We start from the raw sequence: 22,038 nt of genomic DNA on the forward strand, positions 1-22,038 counted from the left end.
CAGCCTAAGGCCGGGAAATAGATGGCCCGAACTCCGTTGCTAGAGTGCCGTGAACACCGGCGCCATCGGCTGCCAGGCAAACCACCAGGCACCGGCCACTACCGCGGCGAAGAGTGCAATCCACATCACGGCAGGAACAGAGGTAGCCTGGGCGAGCAGATAGGCATCAGACGTCGGCAGCCTCTCACGGTGCCGCAGATGGACGTTGGCGAGTTTGCCGAGGTCCCGGACGGCAGCGACCATGAGCGCGAGTCCGAGCACGATCATCACGTGTCCGTTGAACGCCGGCGGCACGAACAGCACCAGGAGCGCGGCGGCCAGCACCGCTGCGGCGGTGATGAGGAGCCCGACGCCGTTGCGGAGGAAGAGGAATGAGGCCAGCAGGATCAGCGTGCCCACTGACATCGCGGCCGGGCCCCAGCCGTTGAAACCGCACCACACCATCAGGGCGCCGACGACGGCGGGAACGGGGTAGCCCCAAAAAGTCGACCAGGCGGCCGAGAGCCGGCTCCTGCTGTACGTCGTGGTGGTGCCGGAGTGGTCCAGGCCCAGCCGGATGCCGCCGAGCCGCTGGCCGGTGGTCAGGGCGGCAAACGCGTGGCCGAGTTCGTGGGTCACGGTGCCAAGCAGGCCAAAGTAGCGCCACGTCAGGCGCGGCAAAGACAGTGCGACGGCCAGCACGATCACGACGACGAGCTCGGTGCTGGTCACGTGCGGACTGGGAGCGTGCGAGAAACCTGCAACGATCCGCTCCCACCACGTCACGGCGAGGTTCGGTTCCGCGGGCAGGCCGAGCCCGGTCATGCCCGGCCCGAGGCGTGCCCGATGCAATGCGGGGCCAAGGGCGCGGCCTCCAGCCGGCCCTCCGGAATCGGGGCGCCATGAAGGGTGGGCAGGAGGGCAAGCTTCCGGTCACGTTCCTCGTGCAGCAGGACCCGGAACCGTTCGACGTCAACCATAGAATGCAAGGCTAGCGCGGACGCCGTGGCGGCGCCTAAACGGACCGACGGGCCGGGCCGCGCGCCTGTGTAAGGGAATGGCTCCAAGGAACACCTCGAAACTGGTAGATAAATCCCATCTCCTCGGAGGGGGCGCGGGGCGTGGGGGCAGCGTCTAGAGTGGGCGCATGGCGGACCGCACCTTCCTCGAGAACCCCGACGACTCCGACGACGTAGAAGTCCCAGTGAGCCCCGGGAGCCCCGGGAGCCCCGGGAACATAGATGCGGCGGATGCGCTCCTGCGCGAACTCGCCGCGGCCCACGGTGTGGACACGAGCTACTGGGGCTGGGACGGCATGGAACGGTCCGTGGCGGCCGGCACGCTCCGTGCCGTGCTGGCGGCCCTGGGCGTCCCCGCCGACGGGCCCGGCGAACAGCAACGTTCCCTGTCGGAGTCCCGGCTGGCGCCCTGGCGGCGCATCCTCCCCCCGGTTCTGGTGCTAAGGGAGGGACGGGAGACCCCCGTGGACGTCCACGTACCGCACGGGGCCGGAGTCCGGGTCTGGATCGACGCCGAAGACGGCGGCAGGCATGAGGCCACCCAGCAGGAGAACTGGGACCAGCCGGTCGACGTCGACGGCGTCCTCACCGGCCGTGCCACGTTCACCATTCCCGGCGACCTCGCCCTCGGCTGGCACACCCTGCACGCGGACGCCGGCGGCACCCTGGCGCAGTGTCCGCTGGTGGTCACACCCGGCCAACTCCGAACCCCTGCCCCGATTGCGGGACGCCGCACCTGGGGGCTGACGGCCCAGCTGTACTCCGTGCGGTCCTCCCGGTCGTGGGGGATTGGCGACTTTGCGGACCTCAGCGACCTCGCGACCGTTGCAGGTGGGCAGGGGGCCAGCTTTGTGCTGGTCAACCCGCTGCACGCCGCCGAACCGGTGCCGCCCGTGGAGGACTCGCCGTACCTGCCCACCACACGGCGCTTTTTCAACCCGCTCTACCTGCGGGTGGAGGAAATCCCCGAATACGGTTACCTCGACGCCGCCGGCCGGGCCGAGGTCGCGGGCCTGGCCGAAAGCCTGCAGGCAGCCAACCGGTCCCGAGACCTGCTGGACCGCAACGCCAGTTACGCCGGGAAACTCGCGGCCCTGGAACGCGTGTTTGCGGTGCGCCGCGGTCCGGCGCGCTCCCGGGACTTCGCGGACTTCCGCGCCGATCAGGGCAAGGGGCTCGAAGACTTTGCGCTGTGGTGTGCACTCGCCGAAGAGCTGCCGCCGACGGCGCCGGAGTGGGCCGGTGCGGCGGCAACCCCGGAATCGCCGTATTGCGTCGAGCAGCGGCCGCGGCTCGCGGGCCGGATCGAATTCCACTGCTGGCTCCAGTGGCTCTGCGACCAGCAACTCGAGGCGGCCCAGCGCTCGGCGCACCACGCGGGCATGGGGATCGGCGTCGTACATGACCTTGCCGTCGGGGTAAATCCTGGCGGCGCCGATGCCTGGACGCTGGCCGGCGTCCTGGCCCGCGGCGTGACCGTGGGCGCACCCCCGGACATGTTCAACCAGCTGGGCCAGAACTGGTCGCAGCCGCCGTGGCATCCGGGCCGGCTCGCCGAATCCGGGTATGCCGCCTACCGGGACATGCTCCGGACTGTGCTGCGGCACGCCGGCGGCATCCGCGTGGACCATATCCTTGGCTTGTTCCGGTTGTGGTGGATCCCTGCCGGGGCAGGCCCGGAGAGCGGCACGTATGTCCATTACGACTACGAAGCCCTGATCGGCATCCTGGCACTTGAGGCGCAACGGGCGGGGGCGATCGTGATCGGCGAGGACCTGGGCGTGTTCGAGCCGTGGGTCCGCGACTACCTGGCCGAGCGGGGGATATTCGGCACATCGATTCTCTGGTTCGAGCACGACGCCGACGGCCCGATTCCGCCGGAGCGCTACCGCCGGCAGTGCCTGACCAGCGTCAACACCCACGATCTGCCCCCGACAGCCGGTTACCTTGCCGGCGAACATGTCACTTTGCGGGAGTCTCTGGGACTGTTGCGGCGCCCTGTGGAGGACGAACGCGCGGAGGCGGCAGCCGAGCAGGAAGCCGTGCTGGCCCAGGTCCGGGCCCGCGGACTGTTGATGGACACTCAGGACCCCTCGGACGGGCAGGGCCCGGATGTCCGGACCACGGTGGAGGCGCTCTACGCGTACACGGCGCTGGCCCCGTCCTCGCTGCTGGGCGTGGCGCTCGTGGACGCAGTGGGGGAGACCCGGACCCAAAACCAGCCGGGCACCAGCACCGAGTACCCGAACTGGCGGATCCCGCTGGCCGCTCCCGAGGGCGTGGTGCTGATCGATGACCTGCCCGGGAACGAGCGGTTCCTGTCCCTGCTGGGCACCGTCCGGGAAGCGCTGCATCAAGGGGACTGACGCGGGTACTTCAGCTGTGCCCTGAACGATCACCTCAGCGACCTGAGCAATTCCTGAGACCTGAACTGCGGGCAGCATTGGCTGCACCGATGCCGGCCGCTAGCATGGTCCGATGACGCGGATCGGCCGAGGTTTTTTGGCCGGCGGGTGGGCGCTGGCGATGATGCTGGCGGGGTGCACCGCGGTGCACCCCTTCCAGGCCGGCCCGCCGGCGCCCCCCGAAGCCCCCTCCTCCGAAGCCCCGTCCTCCGGAGCGCCCTTCTCCGAAGCGCCCTCCACCGACGCCCCGCCTCCTGAGGCCACAGCCACGGACTCGCCGCCGGCTACAGCCCCGCCTGCCGAGCAGGCGCCGCCGGGCCAAGGCACCCCTCCCGCCGCGAGCCCGCCACCGTCCCCGTATTTCGCACAGCCGGCACCGCACCCGGCGCCGGGACCGCAGGGCGGCGGCATCCGGCACATCGTGGTGATCGTGCAGGAAAACAAGGCGGCCTCGGAGATCATGGGCGCCAGCGAGGCGGGCTACTTCAACATGCTCGCGGCAGAGTTCTCGGTGGCCGCCAACTACCGGGCGATCATGCACCCAAGCCTTCCCAATTACCTCGCCCTGACCAGCGGGACCAACGCGGGAATCACCAGCAACTGCAAACCGAAGTCCTGCACGGCCAATGTGCGCTCCATCGCCGATGAGATCCAGCAATCCGGGCGCACCTGGAAAATGTACGCCGAAGGCATGCCCGCGCCCTGCACCGCGCAGGACTCCCGGCGGTATGCGGTGAGGCACAATCCGTTCATGTATTACCCCGCCGTGACGGGCGACTTGGCCTCGTGCTCAGACCATGTTGTGCCGTTTTCCCGGCTGGACCAGGACCTGCAATCGGCGGCGACCCTGCCGGACTACTCCTTCATCACCCCTGACCTGTGCAACGACACCCACGACTGTCCCATCGGCACCGGGGACGGCTGGCTCTCCCGCGAGGTACCGAAAATCCTGGGGTCGCCGGCCTTCACGACGCAGAATTCCCTGCTGGTGGTCACCTGGGATGAGGGCAGCAAGGACGACAACCGGGTGGCCACAGTCTTTGCCGGGCCGGCCGCACGCAGAGGCTTCACGTCCAATGCGGCCTACTCGCACTACTCCCTGCTGCACACTGTCGAGGACCTGTGGGGGCTTCAGCCCCTGACCGACAACGTCCGCAACGCGCCCCTCATGAGCGACATGCTCAACCAATAGCGCTGCTGCCCGGTGCAGCCGGCCCGGGTTGTGCGCGGCAATTCACAGCCACCGACGACGGCGCCCGCCGCTTCCCGGCGAACACACAGCAAACACTGCCCATAATGGTCCCGAAGCTCCGGTCAACCGCTATTTGGTCGGAGCTTCGCCACGTCCACCCTTGCCCGCGAAATCTGTGCACCCGGGTGCTGCGATAAAAGGGCTTTGGACACGTGCCGGAAGTGCATGCCGGTTCCTAGAATGGATCATGGCTGGTTCCGAAGTGATTGAGGTGGAACACAAATACAGCCCTTCCGAATCCGACGCCCTGCCGAGGCTGGCATCAATACAGGGCGTAGATCGCGTGGGGGAACCCGTAAGCGAACAGTTGGACGCGGTTTACTTTGACACCCAGGCACTGGCGCTGGCCGCACGGCGGATCACCCTGCGCCGCCGGTCCGGTGGCCCGGATGCGGGCTGGCACCTCAAACTCCCGGTCGCCGCGGGGGAGCGGCGGGAGATCACGGAGCCGCTCGGAGCCGATCAGGAGGCCGTGCCGGAGCGTCTGCGCCAGTTGGTGCTGGTTCACACCCGCAACCACGCGCTGGTGCCTGTGGCGCGTATCAGGACCAGCCGGAGCTCGACCCCTTTGTACGCCGCCGATGCCGCACTCCTGGCCAGGTTCAGCGATGACCGCGTTGAGGCACAATTCCTGTTGCCGCCGGCGGAACCGTCGCGGTGGCGGGAATGGGAAATTGAACTCGCCGACGGCCCCAGGGCGCTGCTCCAGGACGCTGACGAAGTGCTGGCCGCAGAGGGTGTCCCGGTCTCCGCCCTGCCCTCCAAGCTCGCCAGGGCGCTCGGCGCCAGGTATCCCGGGGAACCGGCACCGGCGCCAAAACCACGACGGCGCGGGCCGGCGTCGGATGTCATGCTGGCCTACATCTTCCAACAAGTCCGGGCCTTGAAAGTCCATGACCCCGAAGTCCGCGTCGATGCGCCCGATGCCGTGCACCAGCTCAGGGTGGCCGCGCGCAGGTTGCGGTCGGCGCTGGCGACCTTTCGGAAGCTGACGGACACGACGTCGTCCACGTTCCTGCGGGCCGAACTCCAATGGCTCGCCGGCACGGTAGGCCAGGCGCGGGACACCGAGGTCATCCGCGCCAGGCTGAAGGACATGCTCGATGCCGAGCCGCCGGAGTTGCTGATCGGTCCGGTGGCCCGGCAAATCGAGGAGCAGCTCGGCACCATCCAGCTTCAGGGCCGCGCCGCAGGTTTGGAGGCACTGGACAGTGACCGCTACTTCCGTCTCCTCGATTCCCTCGATGCCTTCCTGGCCGCACCTCCGCTTTCCGGCGCTGCCCGGAATGAAGCGCTGGGAACGATTGGCCGGCTGGTCTCGGCTGACCGCAAACGCCTGAAGGCAGCGGTCCGGTCCCTGAACGGCGGCACCGACGGGACGTCGCAGGATGCCGCACTCCACGATGTTCGCAAGAGCGCCAAGCGGCTGCGGTACGCGGCCGAAGCGGCCTCGCCGATTTTCGACAAGCAAGCAACCACCCTGGCCCGGGCCGCGGAGGAAATCCAGGAAGTGCTCGGAGATTTCCAGGACAGCGTGGTCACCAGGGAAACCCTGCTGATGCTGGCCGCGCAGGCAGCTGCCGACGCGGGCAGCGGATTCACTTACGGGAGACTGCACGCCCTGGAGCAACAGCGCGGCAATGAAGCGCGCGTGCGCTTCCTGGACTCCTGGCAAAATTCCAGGCCGGAACCCCTGCACTGGGAGTAACCGCGACGACGCAGCGCTGCGAAAGAGGGCACCAATGACCGAACTCCGCACCGGTTTAGCGGCCTTATGGTCGGACGGACTCGGCCGCGCCAGCATCCGTTCCGTCCAGGCCCTTTCTGTGGCCGCCCTCGCGTGGGCGATCATCTGGTCCGCGACGCGCGTTTCGCTCGTCGTGATTCCGGTCCTGATTGCCGTCATCCTGGCCGCGGCCATTTCCCCCCTGGTCCGCTGGCTCACCGGGCGCGCATGGCCGCGCGCCCTCGCCGTCGTCGCCGCGTTCGTGGCCATCCTCGCCGTTGTTGGCGGCGTCATCGCCGGTATCGTGATCCTGGTCTCCCGCCAGTGGGCGGAGCTCTCGGCCCGTGCGACTGCCGGGGTTGACCAGCTGCACTCCTTCCTCAATACCGGACCTGTCCCCGTCAGCGACCAACAGATCACCGCCGCGATCAACTCCGTGCGGGAGTTCTTCACGTCCAGCTCCTTCGGTGCAGAGGCAATCACGGGAGCCCGTACCGCGGGAGAAATATTCGCCGGCTCGGTATTGATGGTCGTGACGCTGTTCTTCTTCCTCAAGGACGGGCCCGAGATCCGGACGTTCCTCATCGGTTTCCTTCCCGCCGACCAGCGCGCCAAGGCACGCCTGGCCGCAGACCGCAGCACTGTCGTCCTGGGCGGGTACGTGCGCGGCACCGCCATTGTCGCCGCGATCGACGGTCTCGTCGTCGGGATTACACTCGCCATCATGGGCGTACCCCTGGCGCTTCCGCTGGGTGTGTTCGTCTTCATGGGCGGCTTCATCCCGATCGTCGGCGCCACAGTGGCGGGCACCCTCGCCGTCGCCGTCGCTTTGGTCTCCAACGGCCTGATCCAGGCGCTGATCGTCCTGGCCGTCGTCATCGGGGTCAACCAACTCGAACACCACTTCCTGCAGCCGGTCCTGATGGGCAAAGTGCTCAGCATTCACGGACTGGCCATCCTGCTGGTCCTGGCCGCCGGCACTTTGCTCGCCGGCATCGTTGGAGCGTTGCTGGCCGTGCCGATCACGGCTGTTGCCTGGACTGTCCTCAAGACGTGGACCGGCCGCGATCCGCTGCCCGAGCCCAAGCTGACGGAACCTGGGCTGACGGAACCTGAGCTGCCCGAACCAGAGCTGCCGGCTGGTTAACCTGCCCAGTAGTCTCAGCTCTTCGTCACCGGGGGATCCTATGTGCTTGAAATCACACCCCGGACATCGAGGCAGTCCCCGGCAGCGGGCTGGCCCCCGCTTGGGTGAAGACAGAAAAAAACCCCTGGAATCCTTGGATTCCAGGGGTTTTCCCTTGTGCGCGGAGGGGGACTTGAACCCCCACCCCCTTTCGAGGACTAGCACCTCAAGCTAGCGCGTCTGCCATTCCGCCACCCGCGCAGGTGGTAATTCCGAGTTCGTTTCGCCTCTCAGCGTTTTGCTTTTCTCGGAAGCAGCGAGAAAGACTCTAGCACGACTTTTCCGGAAACAAATAATCGGGGTCCGCGGGGGTGGTGTGGGTAGGCTGAAGTCAGCAATTGAGCCACCCGCTAAGAGGAGCCGCAATGACTGACAACCGGACTGAACCCAGGCCCGAGGACGAGGTCGTCAGGATCTGCCAAGAGCTGATCCGGATCGACACATCCAACTACGGAGACGGCTCCGGCCCCGGTGAACGTGCGGCCGCCGAGTACACCGCCGGGCTCATGGCTGAAGTCGGGCTGGAGGCGGAAATCTTCGAGGCCGCCCCCGGCCGCGCCAGCGTCGTGACCCGGCTGGCGGGGGAGGACCCCTCGGCCAGCGCGCTCGTGGTCCACGGCCACCTGGATGTTGTCCCGGCCCTCCGCGAGCAGTGGTCGGTGGACCCCTTCGGCGCCGAGCTGAAGGACGGCCTGATTTGGGGACGCGGTGCCGTGGACATGAAGGACATGGACGCCATGATCCTGTCCGTGCTGCGCAACTTCGCCCGCACCGGCCGGAAACCCAAGCGGGACCTCATCTTCGCGTTCTTCGCCGATGAGGAAGCCGGCGGCACCTACGGGGCCCGCTACGCCGTCGACAAGCGGCCGGAGCTCTTTGAGGGGGCCACGGAAGCGATCTCCGAGGTTGGCGGTTTTTCCGCCACGATCGGCGGCCAGCGCACCTATCTGCTCCAGACCGCGGAAAAGGGCCTCTCCTGGCTCCGCCTTGTCGCCCACGGCCGGGCAGGCCACGGTTCCCAGATCAACACCGACAACGCCGTGACCCGGCTCGCCGGAGCTGTCTCCCGGATCGGCGCCTACAACTGGCCCATCGAGCTCACGCCGACCACCCGGCAGTTCCTCGACGGCGTCACCGAACTCACCGGCGTCGAATTCGATCCCGACGACCCGGACAAGATCCTCAGGGAACTCGGCACAGTGGCCCGTTTTGTCGGAGCCACGCTGCAGAACACCACCAACCCCACCCTCCTCAAGGGCGGCTACAAGCACAACGTCATCCCGGAATCCGCCGAGGCCCTCATCGACTGCCGCACGCTGCCCGGACAGGAAGAACAGGTGCTGGAGATCGTCCGGGAACTCGCAGGGACCGGCGTGGACATCAGCTACGTGCACAACGATGTCTCACTGGAGGTGCCGTTCGCCGGGAACCTCGTCGATTCGATGATCGACGCCCTGCATTCGGAGGATCCGGGCGCCAAGGTGCTCCCGTACACGCTGTCCGGCGGAACGGACAACAAGTCCCTGAGCCGGCTTGGCATCACAGGCTACGGGTTCGCCCCCCTGATGCTTCCGGACGAGCTCGACTTCACCGGCATGTTCCACGGCGTGGACGAGCGTGTCCCGGCGGATTCCCTGAAGTTCGGTGCGCGGGTGCTGGACACCCTGCTCACCAACTACTGATCGGGCGCCCCGGCCATGACGCCCGAGGACATCCTCACCGCGCCGCTGCTGGAACGGATCCGCGGCCGCGCCGCCGGCTACGACCGCGACAATGCCTTCTTCCATGAGGACCTCGCGGACCTGGCGGCGGCCGGCTACCTGAAGATCTTTGTCCCCGTGGCCGACGGCGGGCTGGGACTCGGGCTGGCGGACGCGGCGCAGCTGCAGCGCCGGCTGGCGACGGCGGCGCCGGCCACGGCGCTGGCCGTCAACATGCACCTGGTGTGGACCGGCGTCGCCCACGTGCTCGGAGCCCGGGGGGACTCCTCCCTGGACTTCATTCTCCAGGAGGCCGCCCAGGGGGAGATCTTTGCCTTCGGCAATTCGGAGGCCGGCAACGACTCGGTGCTGTTCGATTCCCGCACCGAGGCCGTTCCCGTGCCCGGCGGAGGCTACAGCTTCACCGGGCGCAAGATTTTCACGAGCCTCTCACCGGCGTGGACCCGGCTGGGGATCTTCGGGAAGGACTCCTCGGCGGCCGACGGCGCCGGGGAGCTGGTCCATGGCTTCATCACCCGGGATACGCCCGGGTACCAGATCCTGCCGGACTGGGACACCCTGGGCATGCGGGCCAGCCAGTCCAACACCACGGTCCTGGACGGCGCCGTCGTGCCGGGGGAACGGATCTTCCGGAAACTTCCGGTGGGCCCGAACGCGGACCCGCTCATTTTCGCGATCTTTGCCTGCTTCGAGACCCTGCTGGCTGCGGTTTACACCGGAATCGGCGAACGGGCCCTCACACTCGGGGTGGAAGCCGTCCAACGCCGCACGTCGTTCAAGAACGGCGGCCGCAGCTACGCCCAGGACCCGGACATCCGCTGGAAGGTGGCGGAGGCGGCGATGGCCATGGATGCGCTGTACCCGCAACTCTCCCGCGTTGCCGCCGACGTCGACGAACTGGCTGAGCACGGCAGCCAGTGGTTTCCCCGGCTGGTGGGCCTCAAGGTCCGGGCCACGGAAACGGCGCGCACCGTGGTGGACCTCGCGATCCGGGTGTCGGGCGGATCAAGCTACTTCCGCGGCTCTGAACTGGAGCGGCTGTACCGGGACGTGCTGGCCGGCATGTTCCACCCGTCCGACGACGAATCGGCGCACAACACCGTGGCGAACGCCTGGCTGGGCCCGCTGGAGCCCTAGGGGCGGCCCTGGGGCCCGGGGGAGTCCTATGCGGTGCGCTGGACCTGGATGACTTTCCGGCGCAACCAGAACCGCCGCCCGCCGCCTACGTAGAGGCGGCTGCGTTCCAGTTCCCATTTGCCGTACTCGGAGTGCTCCACCAGCCGGCGGCGGGCCTCGGGCAGGGAATCCTCAGGGCCGACCGTCAGGACGAGGTACTCGTACTGCTTCACATAGTCCCGTTCCCGCCGGACCGAGCTGCTCAGAAAATGTTCTTTCATTGCTCTCCATTTTCGTCTTTTTCCGACTAACGTGAAGTCATGAGCATCGATCCGCGTGTCGCGCTTCAGTCACTGACCTCTGCACTCGAAGAGCACCTGGCGGCGGCCTCCGCCCGCAGAAGCGACGGGGATCCCGCGGTCGAAGCGGCGTTCTTCGCCGTCGCCGATGCCTTTGAAGTTTACGACGACGCCCTCTATGAGGCCTATGGGGAAGTGACGCCCCTGGAAGTGATCGACGGCGACGACGACGATGACGTGGACGATGTCGACGACGAAGAAGACCTCGAGATCCTGCAGAACTCAGAGAACTGAGCGGCCAGGAAGCTGAGCAGCCGGAAAACCAGGCCGCCAGAGAACTAGGCTGGCCTGCGACTTCTTTGGACGGCCCTAAGCCGGGTCGGAGACGTCTTCGAGCGCCTGGGCGATCTCCGGCGGCAGCGGCGCCAGGGCCGAATCCAGGATCTCCTTGAGCTGGACCGGCGTCCGCGCGCCGACGACGGCAGTTGCCACGCCCTGCTGGGCCAGCAGCCAGCTCAGCGACACATCCAGGGGCGTCCGGCCGAGACCCTTCGCCGCCATGGCGACCGCCTCCACCACGCTCGACGCGGGTGCCTCAAGATACGGCTCCACGTAGGTGGCGAGCCGCTGGTTGGCGGCACGGGAATCCGCCGGGATGTGCCCGCGGTACTTTCCGCTCAGGACGCCGCGTCCCATCGGTCCCCAGGCCATCAGGCCGAGCCCGGCGTCCTCGATTGCCGGAATCAGCTCGATTTCCGCGTTGCGCTGCAGGAGCGAGTATTCGGACTGGTTGGCCACGAGGGGAAAGCCGGCGATCGCGGCGGCCTTGGCCGTCTGCCAGCCGTTGAAATTGGAGACGCCGGCGTACCGCGCCCGGCCGGATCGCACGGCGAAGTCCAGCGCGGACAGGGTTTCTTCCAGCGGCACGTTGGGATCCCAGGCGTGCGCGAACCAGAGATCCACGTAGTCGGTTCCCAGCCGGGCCAGGCTCGCGTCAAGGCCGGAAAGCATGCCGTTGCGGGAGGTGTCGACGCTGCGGCGGCCGTCCGACGTCGTCAGCCCGGCCTTGGTGGAGATCACCACTTCGGAACGAGCGACGACGTCGCCGAGCATTCCGCCGAGCATCGCCTCGGCCTGACCGTCGGCGTAGGACGCCGCGGTGTCAATCAGGGTTCCGCCGGCATCGACGAAGGACCGCACCAGGGCGGCGGCATCCTGTTCCTCGGTTTCCCGGGCCCAGGACATGGTGCCAAGGGATAGGGCGGACACGCGCAACCCACTGTTGCCGACATAACGCTGCTGCATGCCAGCAAGCTTACGGGAGTCGCCGTGCTTCATAACGTAGGGTCTATAAACGTGAACTGGATACAAGCGGCCCTGCTGGGCCTGGTACAAGGCCTGACCGAGTTCCTCCCGATTTCCTCAAGCGCCCATTTACGGATCGTCGGCGCCTTCCTGCCCGATGCGTCCGATCCCGGCGCGGCCTTTACGGCCATCACCCAGCTGGGCACCGAGACGGCTGTGATTGTCTATTTCTGGCGCGATATCCTGCGGATCATCCGAGCGTGGTCCGGTTCGCTGACCGGCAAAGTGTCACGGAAGGACCCGGATGCGCGGATGGGTTGGCTGGTGATCCTGGGCAGCATCCCGATCATCGTCCTCGGCCTGCTGTTCCAGGACCAGATCGAATCCGTGCTCCGCAGCCTGTGGGGCGTCGCCACCATGCTGATCGTGTTCGGCATGGTCCTCGCGGTGGCTGACACGGTTGGCAAGCAGAACCGCGAACTGACGCAACTGACCTACAAGCACGGCCTCTATTACGGACTCGCGCAGGCCCTGGCCCTGTTCCCGGGCGTGTCCCGCTCCGGCGGCACCATCAGCGCCGGTCTCCTGATGGGCTACACCCGTGAGGCGGCAGCCCGCTACTCGTTCCTGCTGGCCATCCCCGCCGTGTTCGGCAGCGGCCTTTACCAGTTGTACAAGGTGGTCTCCAAGGAAGGCATCACCGGCCCGTACGGTCTCCCGGAGACGGCCCTGGCCACCGTGATCGCCTTCATCGTGGGCTACGTCATCATCGGCTGGTTCCTCAAGTACGTCTCCACCCGCGGCTACCGGCTCTTCGTCTGGTACCGGATCATCCTGGGAATGTCCCTGTTCCTGCTGCTCGGTTTCAATGTCATCAGCGCCTAGCACTAGGCTTGGGCTGTGAAATCCTGGATCTCCCGCCCCGTTGCCCAGCTCCCTGGCAGCATGCCCGCCCTGCGCCTTTTCGACACCGCCAAGGGCGGAATCGTCACCTTGGAGGCCACGGGTGAGCAGTCCATGTATGTCTGCGGCATCACCCCGTATGACGCCACGCACATGGGCCACGCGGCCAGCTATGTCGCCTTCGACCTGTTGAACCGTGCCTGGCGGGACGGCGGCCAGCAGGTCGCCTACGTCCAGAACGTCACCGACGTCGACGATCCCCTCCTGGAGCGCGCGACGGCCACCGGCGTCGACTGGCGGGACCTCGCCGCGAGCCAGATCGAGCTGTTCCAGACCGACATGGAAGCCTTGAACGTCCTCGCTCCGGACCACTACGTCGGTGCCGTCGAGGCCGTTCCGCTGATCGTTCCCGCCATTGAGCGCCTCCTGCACAACGGACTCGCGTACCGCGTGCCCGGCAGCGCCGGGGAGCCCGACGGCGACGTGTACTACGACGTCGAGGCCGCCGGTAAACATTCGACGGACGACGCCGACGCCTGGACCCTGGGATCCATTTCCGGACTCTCCGACGCCGAAATGCTCGAACTCTTCGCCGAGCGCGGCGGCGACCCCGGCCGGGCCGGGAAGCGCCAGGCGCTGGACCCGCTGCTGTGGCGGGTTGCCCGCGACGGCGAGCCCAGCTGGCCCGGCGGCGAACTGGGGGAGGGGCGGCCCGGCTGGCACGTCGAGTGCACCGTGATCGCCCAGGAATACCTGCCCAAGCCCTTCACCGTCCAGGGCGGCGGCTCGGACCTCATCTTCCCGCACCACGAAATGGGCGCTGGCCACGCGTACTCGCTGGCCGGTGTGCCGCTGGCCCGCCACTTCGCGCACGCCGGCATGGTGGGCCTCGGCGGGGAAAAGATGAGCAAGTCCAAGGGCAACCTTGTCCTGGTGTCAAAGCTCCGCGGTGACGGCGAAGAGCCGGCCGCGATCCGCCTGGCCATCCTGGCCCACCACTACCGTACGGACTGGTCCTGGACCGCTGAGGGGTTCGCCGAGGCAAAGGACCGGCTGCGCACCTGGCGCGAGGCCCTCGCCGTGGCTCCCCAGGGCTCCGCCGCGGGGCTCATCGGCCGGATGCGGACCGAACTCGCCAATGACCTCAACGCGCCCGGCGCCCTCGCCGCCGTCGACGCCTGGGCCAAGGCAGCCCTGGAAACGCCGGAGACGGCCGCCGCCACGGACGCCGCACTGGTGAGCGACGCCGTCAACGCGCTCCTCGGCGTCGAACTCTAACCCGCCACACTCTACGCTCGGCAAACCCCTGCTAGGGCTTGTCCTTGCCCCGGCGCTTGAGATAGCGCTCGAATTCGCGGGCGATGGATTCACCGCTGGCCTCCGGGAGGTCGGCGGTGTCCTTCGCCTCCTCCAGCTGGCGCACATACGCCGCAATCTCGGGATCCTCGGTGGCGAGCTCGTCCACGCCCCGCTCCCACGCGTCGGCCTCCTCCACGAGTTCCGTGGTGTCCAGCGGGACCTGGAGCAGCTCCTCAATCCGGTGCAGGAGCGCAAGCTGGGCCTTGGGCGAGGGCGCCTGGGCGACATAGTGCGGCACGGCGGCCCACAGCGACACGGTGGGAAGCCCGGCCAGCATGGCCACCTCGGCCAGCACGCCGACTATCCCCACCGGGCCCTCGTACTGGGAGGCCTCGAGGTCCATCCGTTCGCGCAGGGCGGCGTCGTCGGTGGACGCGCTCACTGGAATCGGCCGGCTGTGCGGCACATCGGCGAGCAGCGCCCCGACCAGGATCACATAGTCCACGTGGAGGGCCTCGGCATGGACCAGCAGCTCTGCCGTGTAGGCACGCCACTTATAGGACGGCTCGGTGCCCTGGACGAAGATCACGTCCACGTTCGAGTCGGGGACACTGGCCTTGAAGATCCGTGTTGACGGCCACTTGATCTTCCGTTCGCCGGCCGCCGTCCGGCGGATCGTGGGCCGGGTGAACTGGAAGTCGTAGTATTCGTCGGCGTCGATCGCCGCGGCCTTCTTGCCGCCCCAGAGCTTGTTCAGATAGCGCAGGGCATCGCTGGCGGCCTCGCCGGCGTCGTTCCAGCCCTCAAAGGCAGCCAGCATGACGGTGATGCGCCGGCCCTCGGGGACGGGCAGCAGCAGCCGCTCCGGCTCGGAGACGGCGCCTGGTTCGGTGGGGTCTGCCTCGAAGCTGTTCATGCCATCACCCTACGTCCAAGACCCGGCCCCGCGCAGGCAATTGGGCGCTCAGCGTGCCCAATTTCCGCCCCGAATCCCGCGGTGCGGCGGCCGGAATTCGCCGTAGGCGTAGCGCGGGCTCCGGTCCGCGGGCTTCCCCGTAGACTGGAGGGCATGCGATCCTCAGCTTCCCGGCCCCTTCTAAAAGCAGCGCTCTGGGACATGGATGGCACCATTGTCGACACCGAGCCCTACTGGATCGAAGCCGAGCGCGCCCTCGTTGAAGCCCACGGCGGACAATGGTCCCAGGAGCAGGCCATGCAGCTCGTCGGGCAGGCCCTGACGTTCTCCGCGGGCATCCTGCAGGAAGCCGGCGTGAAGATGGAACAGCGCGAGATTATCGACACACTCACCGGCCATGTCATCAGCCAGGTCCGGAACTCCGTTCCCTGGCGGCCGGGGGCCCGCGAACTGCTCGACGAGCTTTACAACGCCGGCGTCCGCTGCGCCCTCGTGACCATGTCCGAGGGCCCGCTGGCCCGGGAGATCGTCGCGAGCCTGCCGGAACCCTACTTCGAGTTCCTCGTCACCGGGGACACCGTCACGCAGGGGAAACCGCACCCGGAGGCCTACCTGACGGCCGTGGAACTCCTCCAGCAGCAGGATCCCGAACTGAGCCTTGACCACTGCGTGGCCCTGGAGGACTCCGTGCCGGGTGTCGCCGCCGCCATCGCCTCCGGCGTCGTCACCGTCGCCATCCCGCACATCCTGCCCCTCCCGCACGACCCCCGCCGGGCCACCTGGGACACCCTCGAAGGCCGGACCGTTGCCGACCTTGAGGAGCTGGTGGCCCTGCGGCAGGAATTCCCGGACGCCACGTTCGGCCGGGCGGCCGAATCAGGCCTGCACCAAACCGCTGCCTCAGCAGGGAGCCAGCACCGTGGCTGACACCGGCAGCCGGGGGCAATCCGGCAAGAGCACGGCTTCCCGCCGCGAGGGGATCCCGCTGGGCCGCATTGCCGGCATCCCTGTATTTCTGGCGTATTCCTGGTTCATCATCGCCGCCTTCACCGTGATCGCGTACGGCCCGGTCCTGCAGAGCAACAATCCGCGTCTCGGCGTCACCGCGTTCTTCGTCGCCTTCGCCTACGCGCTGCTGCTCCTGATTTCCGTGCTCGCGCACGAACTCGCCCACGCGCTGACCGCGAAGATCTTCCACTGGCCCACGGAAAAGATTGTCCTGAACCTTTGGGGCGGGCACACGCAGTTCCAAAGCTTCACGGCCTCACCTGGCCGCTCCGTCCTGGTGGCGATGGCCGGACCGGCCGCGAACTTCGTCCTGGCCGGGGCAGGCTGGCTCCTGCTCTCGTTCGGTGACCTGCGGGGTGTTGGTGACATCCTGGCCAACATCTTCGTCTGGGCCAACCTGCTGATCGGTATCTTCAACGTCCTTCCCGGCCTTCCCCTGGACGGCGGCCGGCTGGTGGAGTCCGCCGTCTGGAAAGTCACCGGCAGCCAGGAAAAGGGCACCATCGCCGCGGGCTGGGCGGGTCGGATCATCGTGGTCGCCCTGGCACTGTGGTTCATCATCCTGCCCCTGGTCAGCGGCCAGCGGCCGGACATTACCTTCACCCTTATCACCGCCCTCGTGGGCAGCTTCCTGTGGATGGGCGCATCGGCATCGATCCAACAGGCCCGCCTGCGCGGCCGGCTGTACCTTGTCGACGCCGCTGCCCTCGCCGAGCCGGCCCTCGGCCTACCGGAAACCGCCACAGTGGCCGACTTCCTGGACCGGGCGCCGGCGGGAAAGCCTGCCGTGGTGCTGTGCGACCGGGACGGCCGCCCCGTCGGCATCGTCGACGCCGGTGCCGCAGCCACCGTGCCCGCCGCGCTGGCCGCCGCGACCGCCCTCACTGCTGTCTCCTATCCCCTTGGCGCCGGCGCCTATGTCCCCGAATGGTCCAAAGGCCAGGAACTCGTCCAGTACCTGGCCCAGCTCGAAGGCCAGGAGTACGCCGTCGTGGACCGCGACGGCGCCGTCACCGGGCTGCTGCGCCAGTCCGCTGTGCTCAAGGCCATCACGGGCAAGTACCGGAACGAGCGCCAGAACCAGGGGCAGAACCGGTAGAGTTACTGGGCGGTCGTGAATTTCCGGCCCCCACGCGCAAGGACCGGTGACCGCCGGCATGTCCGCGGCCACACAGCTTTACAGGAGCGAGGAACATCTTCATGAGCAGCGACACCGCCGCAGGCACTAACACCGCCACCACCCCCGCCGCAGGCGACACGACTGCCGCCGCCCCCGTCAACGGCGCGACCGGCGCGGCGCGCCGCCGCGGACCGTTCCGCGAAGGCGAGCGGGTCCAGCTCACGGACGAGCGCGGCCGCATGAACACGATCACGCTCGAAGTCGGCGGGGCTTTCCACACCCACCGGGGATTCCTGAACCATGACGAGATCATCGGCCAGCCGGACGGCTCCGTGGTGGTCAACAACGTCGGACAGCAGTACCAGACCCTGCGCCCGCTGCTCTCGGACTTCGTGCTCTCCATGCCGCGCGGCGCAGCCGTGGTCTACCCCAAGGACGCCGGCCAGATCGTCACCATGGCGGACATCTTCCCCGGCGCCCGCGTGGTCGAAGCCGGCGTCGGCTCGGGCGCCCTGTCCATCTCGCTGCTGCGCGCGGTGGGGGACAACGGCTACCTGCACTCATTTGAGCGCCGCCAGGAATTCGCGGACATCGCCCGCGGCAACGTCGAGACCATCTTCGGCGGCCCGCACCCCGCCTGGAAGATCTCGCTCGGCGACTTCCAGGAGGAAGTCGTCCGCACCGAGGAACCCGGCTCCGTGGACCGCGTGGTCCTGGACATGCTCGCCCCGTGGGAATGCCTCGACGCCGTCGCCACCGTCCTCGCACCGGGCGGAGTGTGGATCAATTATGTCGCGACTGTGACGCAGCTTTCGCGGACAGCCGAAGCCATCCGCGCCGACGGACGGTTCACCGAACCTGACGCTTGGGAATCCATGGTCCGCGGCTGGCACCTCGAGGGCCTGGCCGTACGACCTGATCACCGGATGGTCGCCCACACCGGATTCCTGCTCGTAACCCGCCGGCTGGCCGACGGCGTCACGGGAATCTCGGTGAAGCGCCGTCCCTCCAAGACTGACTTTAACGAAGAAGACGTCAATGCCTGGACCCCGGGCGCGGTGGGCGAGCGGGCCGTTTCGGACAAGAAACTGCGCCGCGCCGCCCGCGACGCAATCGCCGGAACAAACGTCGTGGACGCCCCGGAGATAACGAACTAGGCAGCATATTTAGGATGTCTCCAGCGGCACCAGCCTTCTTAGGACTATGGTCTTAACAGAAGAGCAGGAAGGGGCTGATACACGATGGAGACTCCGAACACTGACCCGGGCCGCACACCGGCTGAGGACGCAGCGGATGCCACCGCACGCTCGGATGCGGCTCGGGCCGCATCCGGCGAGGGCGAGCGGTACCCCGCCAGTGAACTGTCCGTCGCAGAACGGCAGGTCAATATCCTCAGGGATAAGCTCCGCCACATTGACCGCCAGCTTGCTGCCGCGACGCAGAACAATTCCAAGCTCGTCAGCATGCTGGAAACGGCCAAAGCCGAAATCCTGCGGCTCAAGAACGCCCTCGACCAGGAGGGACAGCCGCCGTACAGCTTCGGCACCATCCTTCAGCTGAACCCCAAGCGGCTGCCGACCGCCGGGAACAGCGGCCAGGCGGCCACCGAAGAATCCGTGGACATCTTCAACGCCGGCCGCAAAATGCGTGTGGGGATCAGCCCGCTGGTCAACCTCAACCAGCTGGCCGTGGGGCAGGAAGTCCTGCTCAATGAGGCCCTCATGGTGGTCGCCGGGCTCGGCTACGAGCGCGCCGGGGACCTCGTCACGCTCAAGGAAATGCTCGGGCCGGACCGCGCCCTGGTGGTCGGCCGCGCCGACGAGGAGCGGGTGATCCGGCTCTCCGGTGCCCTGCTCGCCCAGCGGCTGCGGGTCGGTGACGCGCTCTCGATCGATTCACGCACCGGCTACGCACTGGAAAAAATCCCGCGCTCCGAGGTGGAGAACCTCGTTCTCGAAGAAGTTCCGGACATCACGTACCAGGACATCGGCGGCCTGGGCCCGCAGATCGAACAGATCCGCGACGCCGTCGAACTGCCGTTCCTGCACCCTGACCTGTACCGCGAGCACGGGCTGAAGGCGCCCAAGGGCATCCTGCTGTACGGCCCGCCGGGCTGCGGCAAGACCCTGATCGCCAAGGCCGTGGCCAACTCGCTGGCCGCGCGGGCCGCCGAGCGCGCCGGCAAGACGGACATGAAGAGCTATTTCCTGAACATCAAGGGACCCGAGCTGCTGGACAAGTACGTCGGCGAGACGGAACGGCACATCCGCCTGATCTTCGCGCGGGCCCGGGAAAAGGCCTCGGAGGGCAGCCCGGTGGTGGTGTTCTTCGACGAAATGGATTCCCTGTTCCGCACCCGCGGCACCGGCATTTCCTCCGACGTCGAAACGACCATTGTCCCGCAGCTGCTCAGCGAGATCGACGGCGTCGAACGGCTGGACAACGTGATCGTGATCGGCGCGTCCAACCGGGAGGACATGATCGATCCGGCCATCCTGCGGCCGGGCCGCCTGGACGTCAAGGTGAAGATCCAGCGTCCCGACGCTGAGGCCGCCGCGGACATCTTCAACAAGTACATCACCACGGACCTGCCCTTCCACGAGTCCGACCTCGCCGAGCACAGCGGCGACGTCCAGGCGACCGTGGACGCTATGGTCCAGCGGACCGTCGAGGCGATGTACTCCACCGAGAAGTCCAACGAATACCTCGAGGTGACCTACGCCAACGGCGACACCGAGATGCTCTACTTCAAGGACTTCAATTCCGGCGCCGTCGTGCAGAACGTCGTGGACCGGGCCAAGAAGTACGCCATCAAGGACCTGCTGACCATCGGGCAGAAGGGCCTGCGGATCGACCACCTGCTCCGGGCGGTCGTGGACGAGTTCCGTGAACACGAGGACATGCCCAACACCACCAACCCGGATGACTGGGCACGGATCTCTGGCAAGAAGGGCGAGCGCATCACCTACATCCGCACCATCGTGCAGGGCAAGGCCGGCCAGGAGCCCGGGAAGTCCATCGAGACGATGCCCAGCACAGGGCAGTACCTGTGACGGCTGTTGTCCCCGGCAAGCCGGCCGACTCGGGCGGGCTGCCGGTCGGCGGTGCGATGCGGGTGATGGGTTCAGAGACCGAATACGGCATCCACGCGCCCTCGGCCCCGGGAGCCAACGCCACCATGATGTCCGCCCGGGTCATCCAGGCGTACGCGCAGGTGACGCGGCAGCGCGCCGCCGGCGGCGCCGAAACACGGTGGGACTACACCGACGAGGAACCGCTGCACGACGCCCGCGGCTGGACCCTGGAGCGCAGCAGCGCTGACCCGGAACAGCTCACGGACCAGCCTCCCGTCCTCGACGCCGAGGCGATCGCCCTCGCCTACGGACGGCAGGAACTGGAGGCCGACGGCGAGGACGAATCCGGCACGCTGCTCATGAACATGGTGCTGGGCAACGGCGCACGGTTGTACGTCGACCACGCCCACCCGGAGTACTCCAGCCCCGAGGTGACCAACCCGCGCGCCGCCGTGACGTGGGACGCCGCCGGCGACCTCGTGGCGTTGGCCGCCGTCCGCCGCCTGGCCGCCGATTCCGAACTGCCGCCGGTCAACCTGTACAAAAACAACACGGACAACAAATCGGTCTCCTACGGCTCGCACGAGAACTACCTCATGCCCCGCTCAGTGCCGTTCGGCGAGATCGTCCGCGGCCTCACGCCGTTCTTCGTCACCCGGCAGATCATTTGCGGTGCCGGGCGGGTGGGCCTGGGCCAGGACAGCGCCCGGGCCGGCTACCAGATCAGCCAGCGCGCGGACTTCTTCGAAACCGAGGTGGGCCTGGAAACCACCATCCGCCGGCCCATCATCAACACCAGGGATGAACCCCACGCCACCGCGGACAAATACCGCCGGCTCCACGTCATCATCGGCGACGCCAACCTCAGCCAGGCATCCAACTTCCTCAAGTTCGGCACCACCGCCATGGTCCTGAGCCTGATCGAGGCCGGGCTGGCGCCGCGGATCGAAGTCCACGAGCCCGTCGCCGCCCTCCAGGCCATTAGCCACGACACCTCGCTGACCACGCTGCTGCGCCTGGGCGACGGCCGACGGATCACAGCCCTGGACCTGCAGTGGATCTACTTCGAGGCCGCCTCGAAACACGCTCAGGACACCGGCGTCGCGGACGCCGTGGACGGTGACGGGCACACCCATGAAGTGCTGGAACGGTGGTCCGCCACATTGAGCGAGCTCGGCGGTGACCGGGCCGCGGCCGCGTCCTCGGTGGAGTGGCTCGCGAAGCTGTCCCTGCTGGAGGGCTACCGCCAGCGTGACGGCTTGGACTGGGACAGTGCCAGGCTGGGCCTGGTGGACCTGCAGTGGGCCGACATCCGCCCCGAAAAGGGGCTCTACTACCGGATGCTGGCCCGCGACCGGATGCAGCGAATCGTCGACGACGCCGCGATCGCCCGCGCGGTGACCGAACCGCCGTCGGACACCCGGGCGTACTTCCGCGGACGCTGCGTCAGCCGGTTCGGCGCGGACCTCGCGGGAGCCAGCTGGGACTCGGTGATCTTCGATCTCCCCGGCCGGGGCAGGCTCCAGCGGGTCCCCACCCGCGAGCCGCTGCGCGGAACCGAAGCCCTCACCGGCGGCCTGTTTGCCCGCCACCGGGAGGCCGGGACGTTCCTGGCCGAACTGCTGGGACTCAGCCCCGGTTCCTAGGAATAAAGGCCCCCGCCGGCGCCCCCGGCGTGGCACTATTGCTACAGGATGTCCCTTAGGAGAA

19 protein-coding genes and 1 tRNA gene are annotated in these 22,038 nt (G+C 67.7%); 14 read left to right on the forward strand and 6 right to left on the reverse strand.

From position 1 onward, the window contains the following. Positions 1–39: 39 nt before the first annotated feature. Positions 40–804, reverse strand: a complete 765-nt coding sequence (locus AC1DDO_RS02655; protein ID WP_476971388.1) for a M50 family metallopeptidase — start codon at positions 802–804, stop codon at positions 40–42. Further along, positions 801–959, reverse strand: coding sequence for a hypothetical protein (locus AC1DDO_RS02660; protein WP_476971389.1), 159 nt, complete (start codon positions 957–959; stop codon positions 801–803). The genes AC1DDO_RS02655 and AC1DDO_RS02660 overlap by 4 nt, the downstream gene beginning before the upstream one ends. 167 nt (positions 960–1,126) lie before the next feature. Here AC1DDO_RS02660 and malQ point away from each other — a divergent pair, with 167 nt between their 5' ends. The 4 genes from malQ to AC1DDO_RS02680 all read left to right on the forward strand — a co-directional run bounded on the left by malQ (position 1,127) and on the right by AC1DDO_RS02680 (position 7,528). Continuing rightward, positions 1,127–3,364 carry a 4-alpha-glucanotransferase gene (gene malQ / locus AC1DDO_RS02665; protein ID WP_476971390.1) on the forward strand — a complete coding sequence of 746 codons (2,238 nt, stop codon included), beginning with the start codon at positions 1,127–1,129 and terminating at the stop codon, positions 3,362–3,364. Positions 3,365–3,476: 112 nt separating this feature from the next. Beyond that, positions 3,477–4,595 (forward strand): alkaline phosphatase family protein, encoded by a 1,119-nt coding sequence (locus AC1DDO_RS02670; RefSeq protein WP_476971391.1) that lies wholly within the window; start codon positions 3,477–3,479, stop codon positions 4,593–4,595. Between the two features lie 247 nt (positions 4,596–4,842). After that, positions 4,843–6,363, forward strand: a complete 1,521-nt coding sequence (locus AC1DDO_RS02675) for a CYTH and CHAD domain-containing protein (RefSeq protein WP_476971392.1) — start codon at positions 4,843–4,845, stop codon at positions 6,361–6,363. Between the two features lie 34 nt (positions 6,364–6,397). Beyond that, the gene (locus tag AC1DDO_RS02680; protein ID WP_476971393.1) at positions 6,398–7,528 is read left to right on the forward strand and encodes an AI-2E family transporter; all 1,131 of its coding nucleotides are present in this window, start codon (positions 6,398–6,400) and stop codon (positions 7,526–7,528) included. 157 nt (positions 7,529–7,685) lie between these two features. On the opposite strand, the gene AC1DDO_RS02685 is transcribed toward AC1DDO_RS02680, so the two are convergent. Next, a tRNA-Leu gene (locus tag AC1DDO_RS02685) sits at positions 7,686–7,768 on the reverse strand. Positions 7,769–7,932: 164 nt separating this feature from the next. Here AC1DDO_RS02685 and AC1DDO_RS02690 point away from each other — a divergent pair. Then, positions 7,933–9,249 (forward strand): M20/M25/M40 family metallo-hydrolase, encoded by a 1,317-nt coding sequence (locus tag AC1DDO_RS02690; protein ID WP_476971394.1) that lies wholly within the window; start codon positions 7,933–7,935, stop codon positions 9,247–9,249. A gap of 15 nt (positions 9,250–9,264) precedes the next feature. Continuing rightward, positions 9,265–10,425, forward strand: a complete 1,161-nt coding sequence (locus AC1DDO_RS02695; RefSeq protein WP_476971395.1) for an acyl-CoA dehydrogenase family protein — start codon at positions 9,265–9,267, stop codon at positions 10,423–10,425. A 26-nt stretch (positions 10,426–10,451) separates the two neighbouring features. Here AC1DDO_RS02695 and AC1DDO_RS02700 read toward each other — a convergent pair whose 3' ends face one another. Continuing rightward, positions 10,452–10,685, reverse strand: coding sequence for a DUF5703 family protein (locus AC1DDO_RS02700; protein ID WP_476971396.1), 234 nt, complete (start codon positions 10,683–10,685; stop codon positions 10,452–10,454). A 39-nt stretch (positions 10,686–10,724) separates the two neighbouring features. Between AC1DDO_RS02700 and AC1DDO_RS02705 the strand changes: the two genes are divergently transcribed. Further along, a complete protein-coding gene (locus AC1DDO_RS02705; RefSeq protein WP_476971397.1) occupies positions 10,725–10,997 on the forward strand; it encodes a hypothetical protein in 273 nt (90 codons plus the stop codon). Positions 10,998–11,072: 75 nt separating this feature from the next. Here the strand turns inward: AC1DDO_RS02705 and AC1DDO_RS02710 are convergent, their stop codons facing one another. Beyond that, positions 11,073–12,008: an aldo/keto reductase gene (locus AC1DDO_RS02710; RefSeq protein ID WP_476971398.1), complete on the reverse strand. Its 936-nt coding sequence runs from the start codon at positions 12,006–12,008 to the stop codon at positions 11,073–11,075. A gap of 51 nt (positions 12,009–12,059) precedes the next feature. Between AC1DDO_RS02710 and AC1DDO_RS02715 the strand changes: the two genes are divergently transcribed. Beyond that, positions 12,060–12,893, forward strand: a complete 834-nt coding sequence (locus AC1DDO_RS02715) for an undecaprenyl-diphosphate phosphatase (protein WP_476971399.1) — start codon at positions 12,060–12,062, stop codon at positions 12,891–12,893. 15 nt (positions 12,894–12,908) lie between these two features. Next, the gene (gene mshC / locus AC1DDO_RS02720) at positions 12,909–14,189 is read left to right on the forward strand and encodes a cysteine--1-D-myo-inosityl 2-amino-2-deoxy-alpha-D-glucopyranoside ligase (RefSeq protein WP_476971400.1); all 1,281 of its coding nucleotides are present in this window, start codon (positions 12,909–12,911) and stop codon (positions 14,187–14,189) included. 31 nt (positions 14,190–14,220) lie between these two features. Here the strand turns inward: mshC and AC1DDO_RS02725 are convergent, their stop codons facing one another. Beyond that, the gene (locus tag AC1DDO_RS02725) at positions 14,221–15,126 is read right to left on the reverse strand and encodes a PAC2 family protein (RefSeq protein WP_476868096.1); all 906 of its coding nucleotides are present in this window, start codon (positions 15,124–15,126) and stop codon (positions 14,221–14,223) included. 153 nt (positions 15,127–15,279) lie between these two features. Here AC1DDO_RS02725 and AC1DDO_RS02730 point away from each other — a divergent pair, with 153 nt between their 5' ends. The 5 genes from AC1DDO_RS02730 to dop all read left to right on the forward strand — a co-directional run bounded on the left by AC1DDO_RS02730 (position 15,280) and on the right by dop (position 21,974). Next, complete coding sequence (locus AC1DDO_RS02730) at positions 15,280–16,053, forward strand: HAD family hydrolase (RefSeq protein WP_476971401.1); 774 nt, start codon at positions 15,280–15,282, stop codon at positions 16,051–16,053. Then, positions 16,046–17,233, forward strand: coding sequence for a site-2 protease family protein (locus AC1DDO_RS02735; protein ID WP_441408654.1), 1,188 nt, complete (start codon positions 16,046–16,048; stop codon positions 17,231–17,233). The genes AC1DDO_RS02730 and AC1DDO_RS02735 overlap by 8 nt, the downstream gene beginning before the upstream one ends. A gap of 101 nt (positions 17,234–17,334) precedes the next feature. Then, positions 17,335–18,411, forward strand: a complete 1,077-nt coding sequence (locus tag AC1DDO_RS02740) for a tRNA (adenine-N1)-methyltransferase (protein ID WP_441408655.1) — start codon at positions 17,335–17,337, stop codon at positions 18,409–18,411. 84 nt (positions 18,412–18,495) lie between these two features. Then, positions 18,496–20,307, forward strand: coding sequence for a proteasome ATPase (gene arc / locus AC1DDO_RS02745; RefSeq protein WP_476868092.1), 1,812 nt, complete (start codon positions 18,496–18,498; stop codon positions 20,305–20,307). Positions 20,308–20,363: 56 nt separating this feature from the next. After that, positions 20,364–21,974 (forward strand): depupylase/deamidase Dop, encoded by a 1,611-nt coding sequence (gene dop, locus AC1DDO_RS02750; protein ID WP_476971558.1) that lies wholly within the window; start codon positions 20,364–20,366, stop codon positions 21,972–21,974. Positions 21,975–22,038: the final 64 nt, after the last annotated feature.

The sequence above is a fragment of the Arthrobacter sp. 10N43 genome (assembly GCF_056394525.1).

What these genes read in the sequence shown, in the direction of transcription:
- AC1DDO_RS02655 (WP_476971388.1), bottom strand. Translation starts at nt 804, where the DNA reads ATGACCGGGCTCGGCCTGCCCGCGGAACCGAACCTCGCCGTGACGTGG.
- AC1DDO_RS02660 (WP_476971389.1), bottom strand. Translation starts at nt 959, where the DNA reads ATGGTTGACGTCGAACGGTTCCGGGTCCTGCTGCACGAGGAACGTGAC.
- malQ (WP_476971390.1), top strand. Translation starts at nt 1,127, where the DNA reads ATGGCGGACCGCACCTTCCTCGAGAACCCCGACGACTCCGACGACGTA.
- AC1DDO_RS02670 (WP_476971391.1), top strand. Translation starts at nt 3,477, where the DNA reads ATGACGCGGATCGGCCGAGGTTTTTTGGCCGGCGGGTGGGCGCTGGCG.
- AC1DDO_RS02675 (WP_476971392.1), top strand. Translation starts at nt 4,843, where the DNA reads ATGGCTGGTTCCGAAGTGATTGAGGTGGAACACAAATACAGCCCTTCC.
- AC1DDO_RS02680 (WP_476971393.1), top strand. Translation starts at nt 6,398, where the DNA reads ATGACCGAACTCCGCACCGGTTTAGCGGCCTTATGGTCGGACGGACTC.
- AC1DDO_RS02690 (WP_476971394.1), top strand. Translation starts at nt 7,933, where the DNA reads ATGACTGACAACCGGACTGAACCCAGGCCCGAGGACGAGGTCGTCAGG.
- AC1DDO_RS02695 (WP_476971395.1), top strand. Translation starts at nt 9,265, where the DNA reads ATGACGCCCGAGGACATCCTCACCGCGCCGCTGCTGGAACGGATCCGC.
- AC1DDO_RS02700 (WP_476971396.1), bottom strand. Translation starts at nt 10,685, where the DNA reads ATGAAAGAACATTTTCTGAGCAGCTCGGTCCGGCGGGAACGGGACTAT.
- AC1DDO_RS02705 (WP_476971397.1), top strand. Translation starts at nt 10,725, where the DNA reads ATGAGCATCGATCCGCGTGTCGCGCTTCAGTCACTGACCTCTGCACTC.
- AC1DDO_RS02710 (WP_476971398.1), bottom strand. Translation starts at nt 12,008, where the DNA reads ATGCAGCAGCGTTATGTCGGCAACAGTGGGTTGCGCGTGTCCGCCCTA.
- AC1DDO_RS02725 (WP_476868096.1), bottom strand. Translation starts at nt 15,126, where the DNA reads ATGAACAGCTTCGAGGCAGACCCCACCGAACCAGGCGCCGTCTCCGAG.
- AC1DDO_RS02730 (WP_476971401.1), top strand. Translation starts at nt 15,280, where the DNA reads ATGCGATCCTCAGCTTCCCGGCCCCTTCTAAAAGCAGCGCTCTGGGAC.
- AC1DDO_RS02740 (WP_441408655.1), top strand. Translation starts at nt 17,335, where the DNA reads ATGAGCAGCGACACCGCCGCAGGCACTAACACCGCCACCACCCCCGCC.
- arc (WP_476868092.1), top strand. Translation starts at nt 18,496, where the DNA reads ATGGAGACTCCGAACACTGACCCGGGCCGCACACCGGCTGAGGACGCA.
- dop (WP_476971558.1), top strand. Translation starts at nt 20,364, where the DNA reads ATGCGGGTGATGGGTTCAGAGACCGAATACGGCATCCACGCGCCCTCG.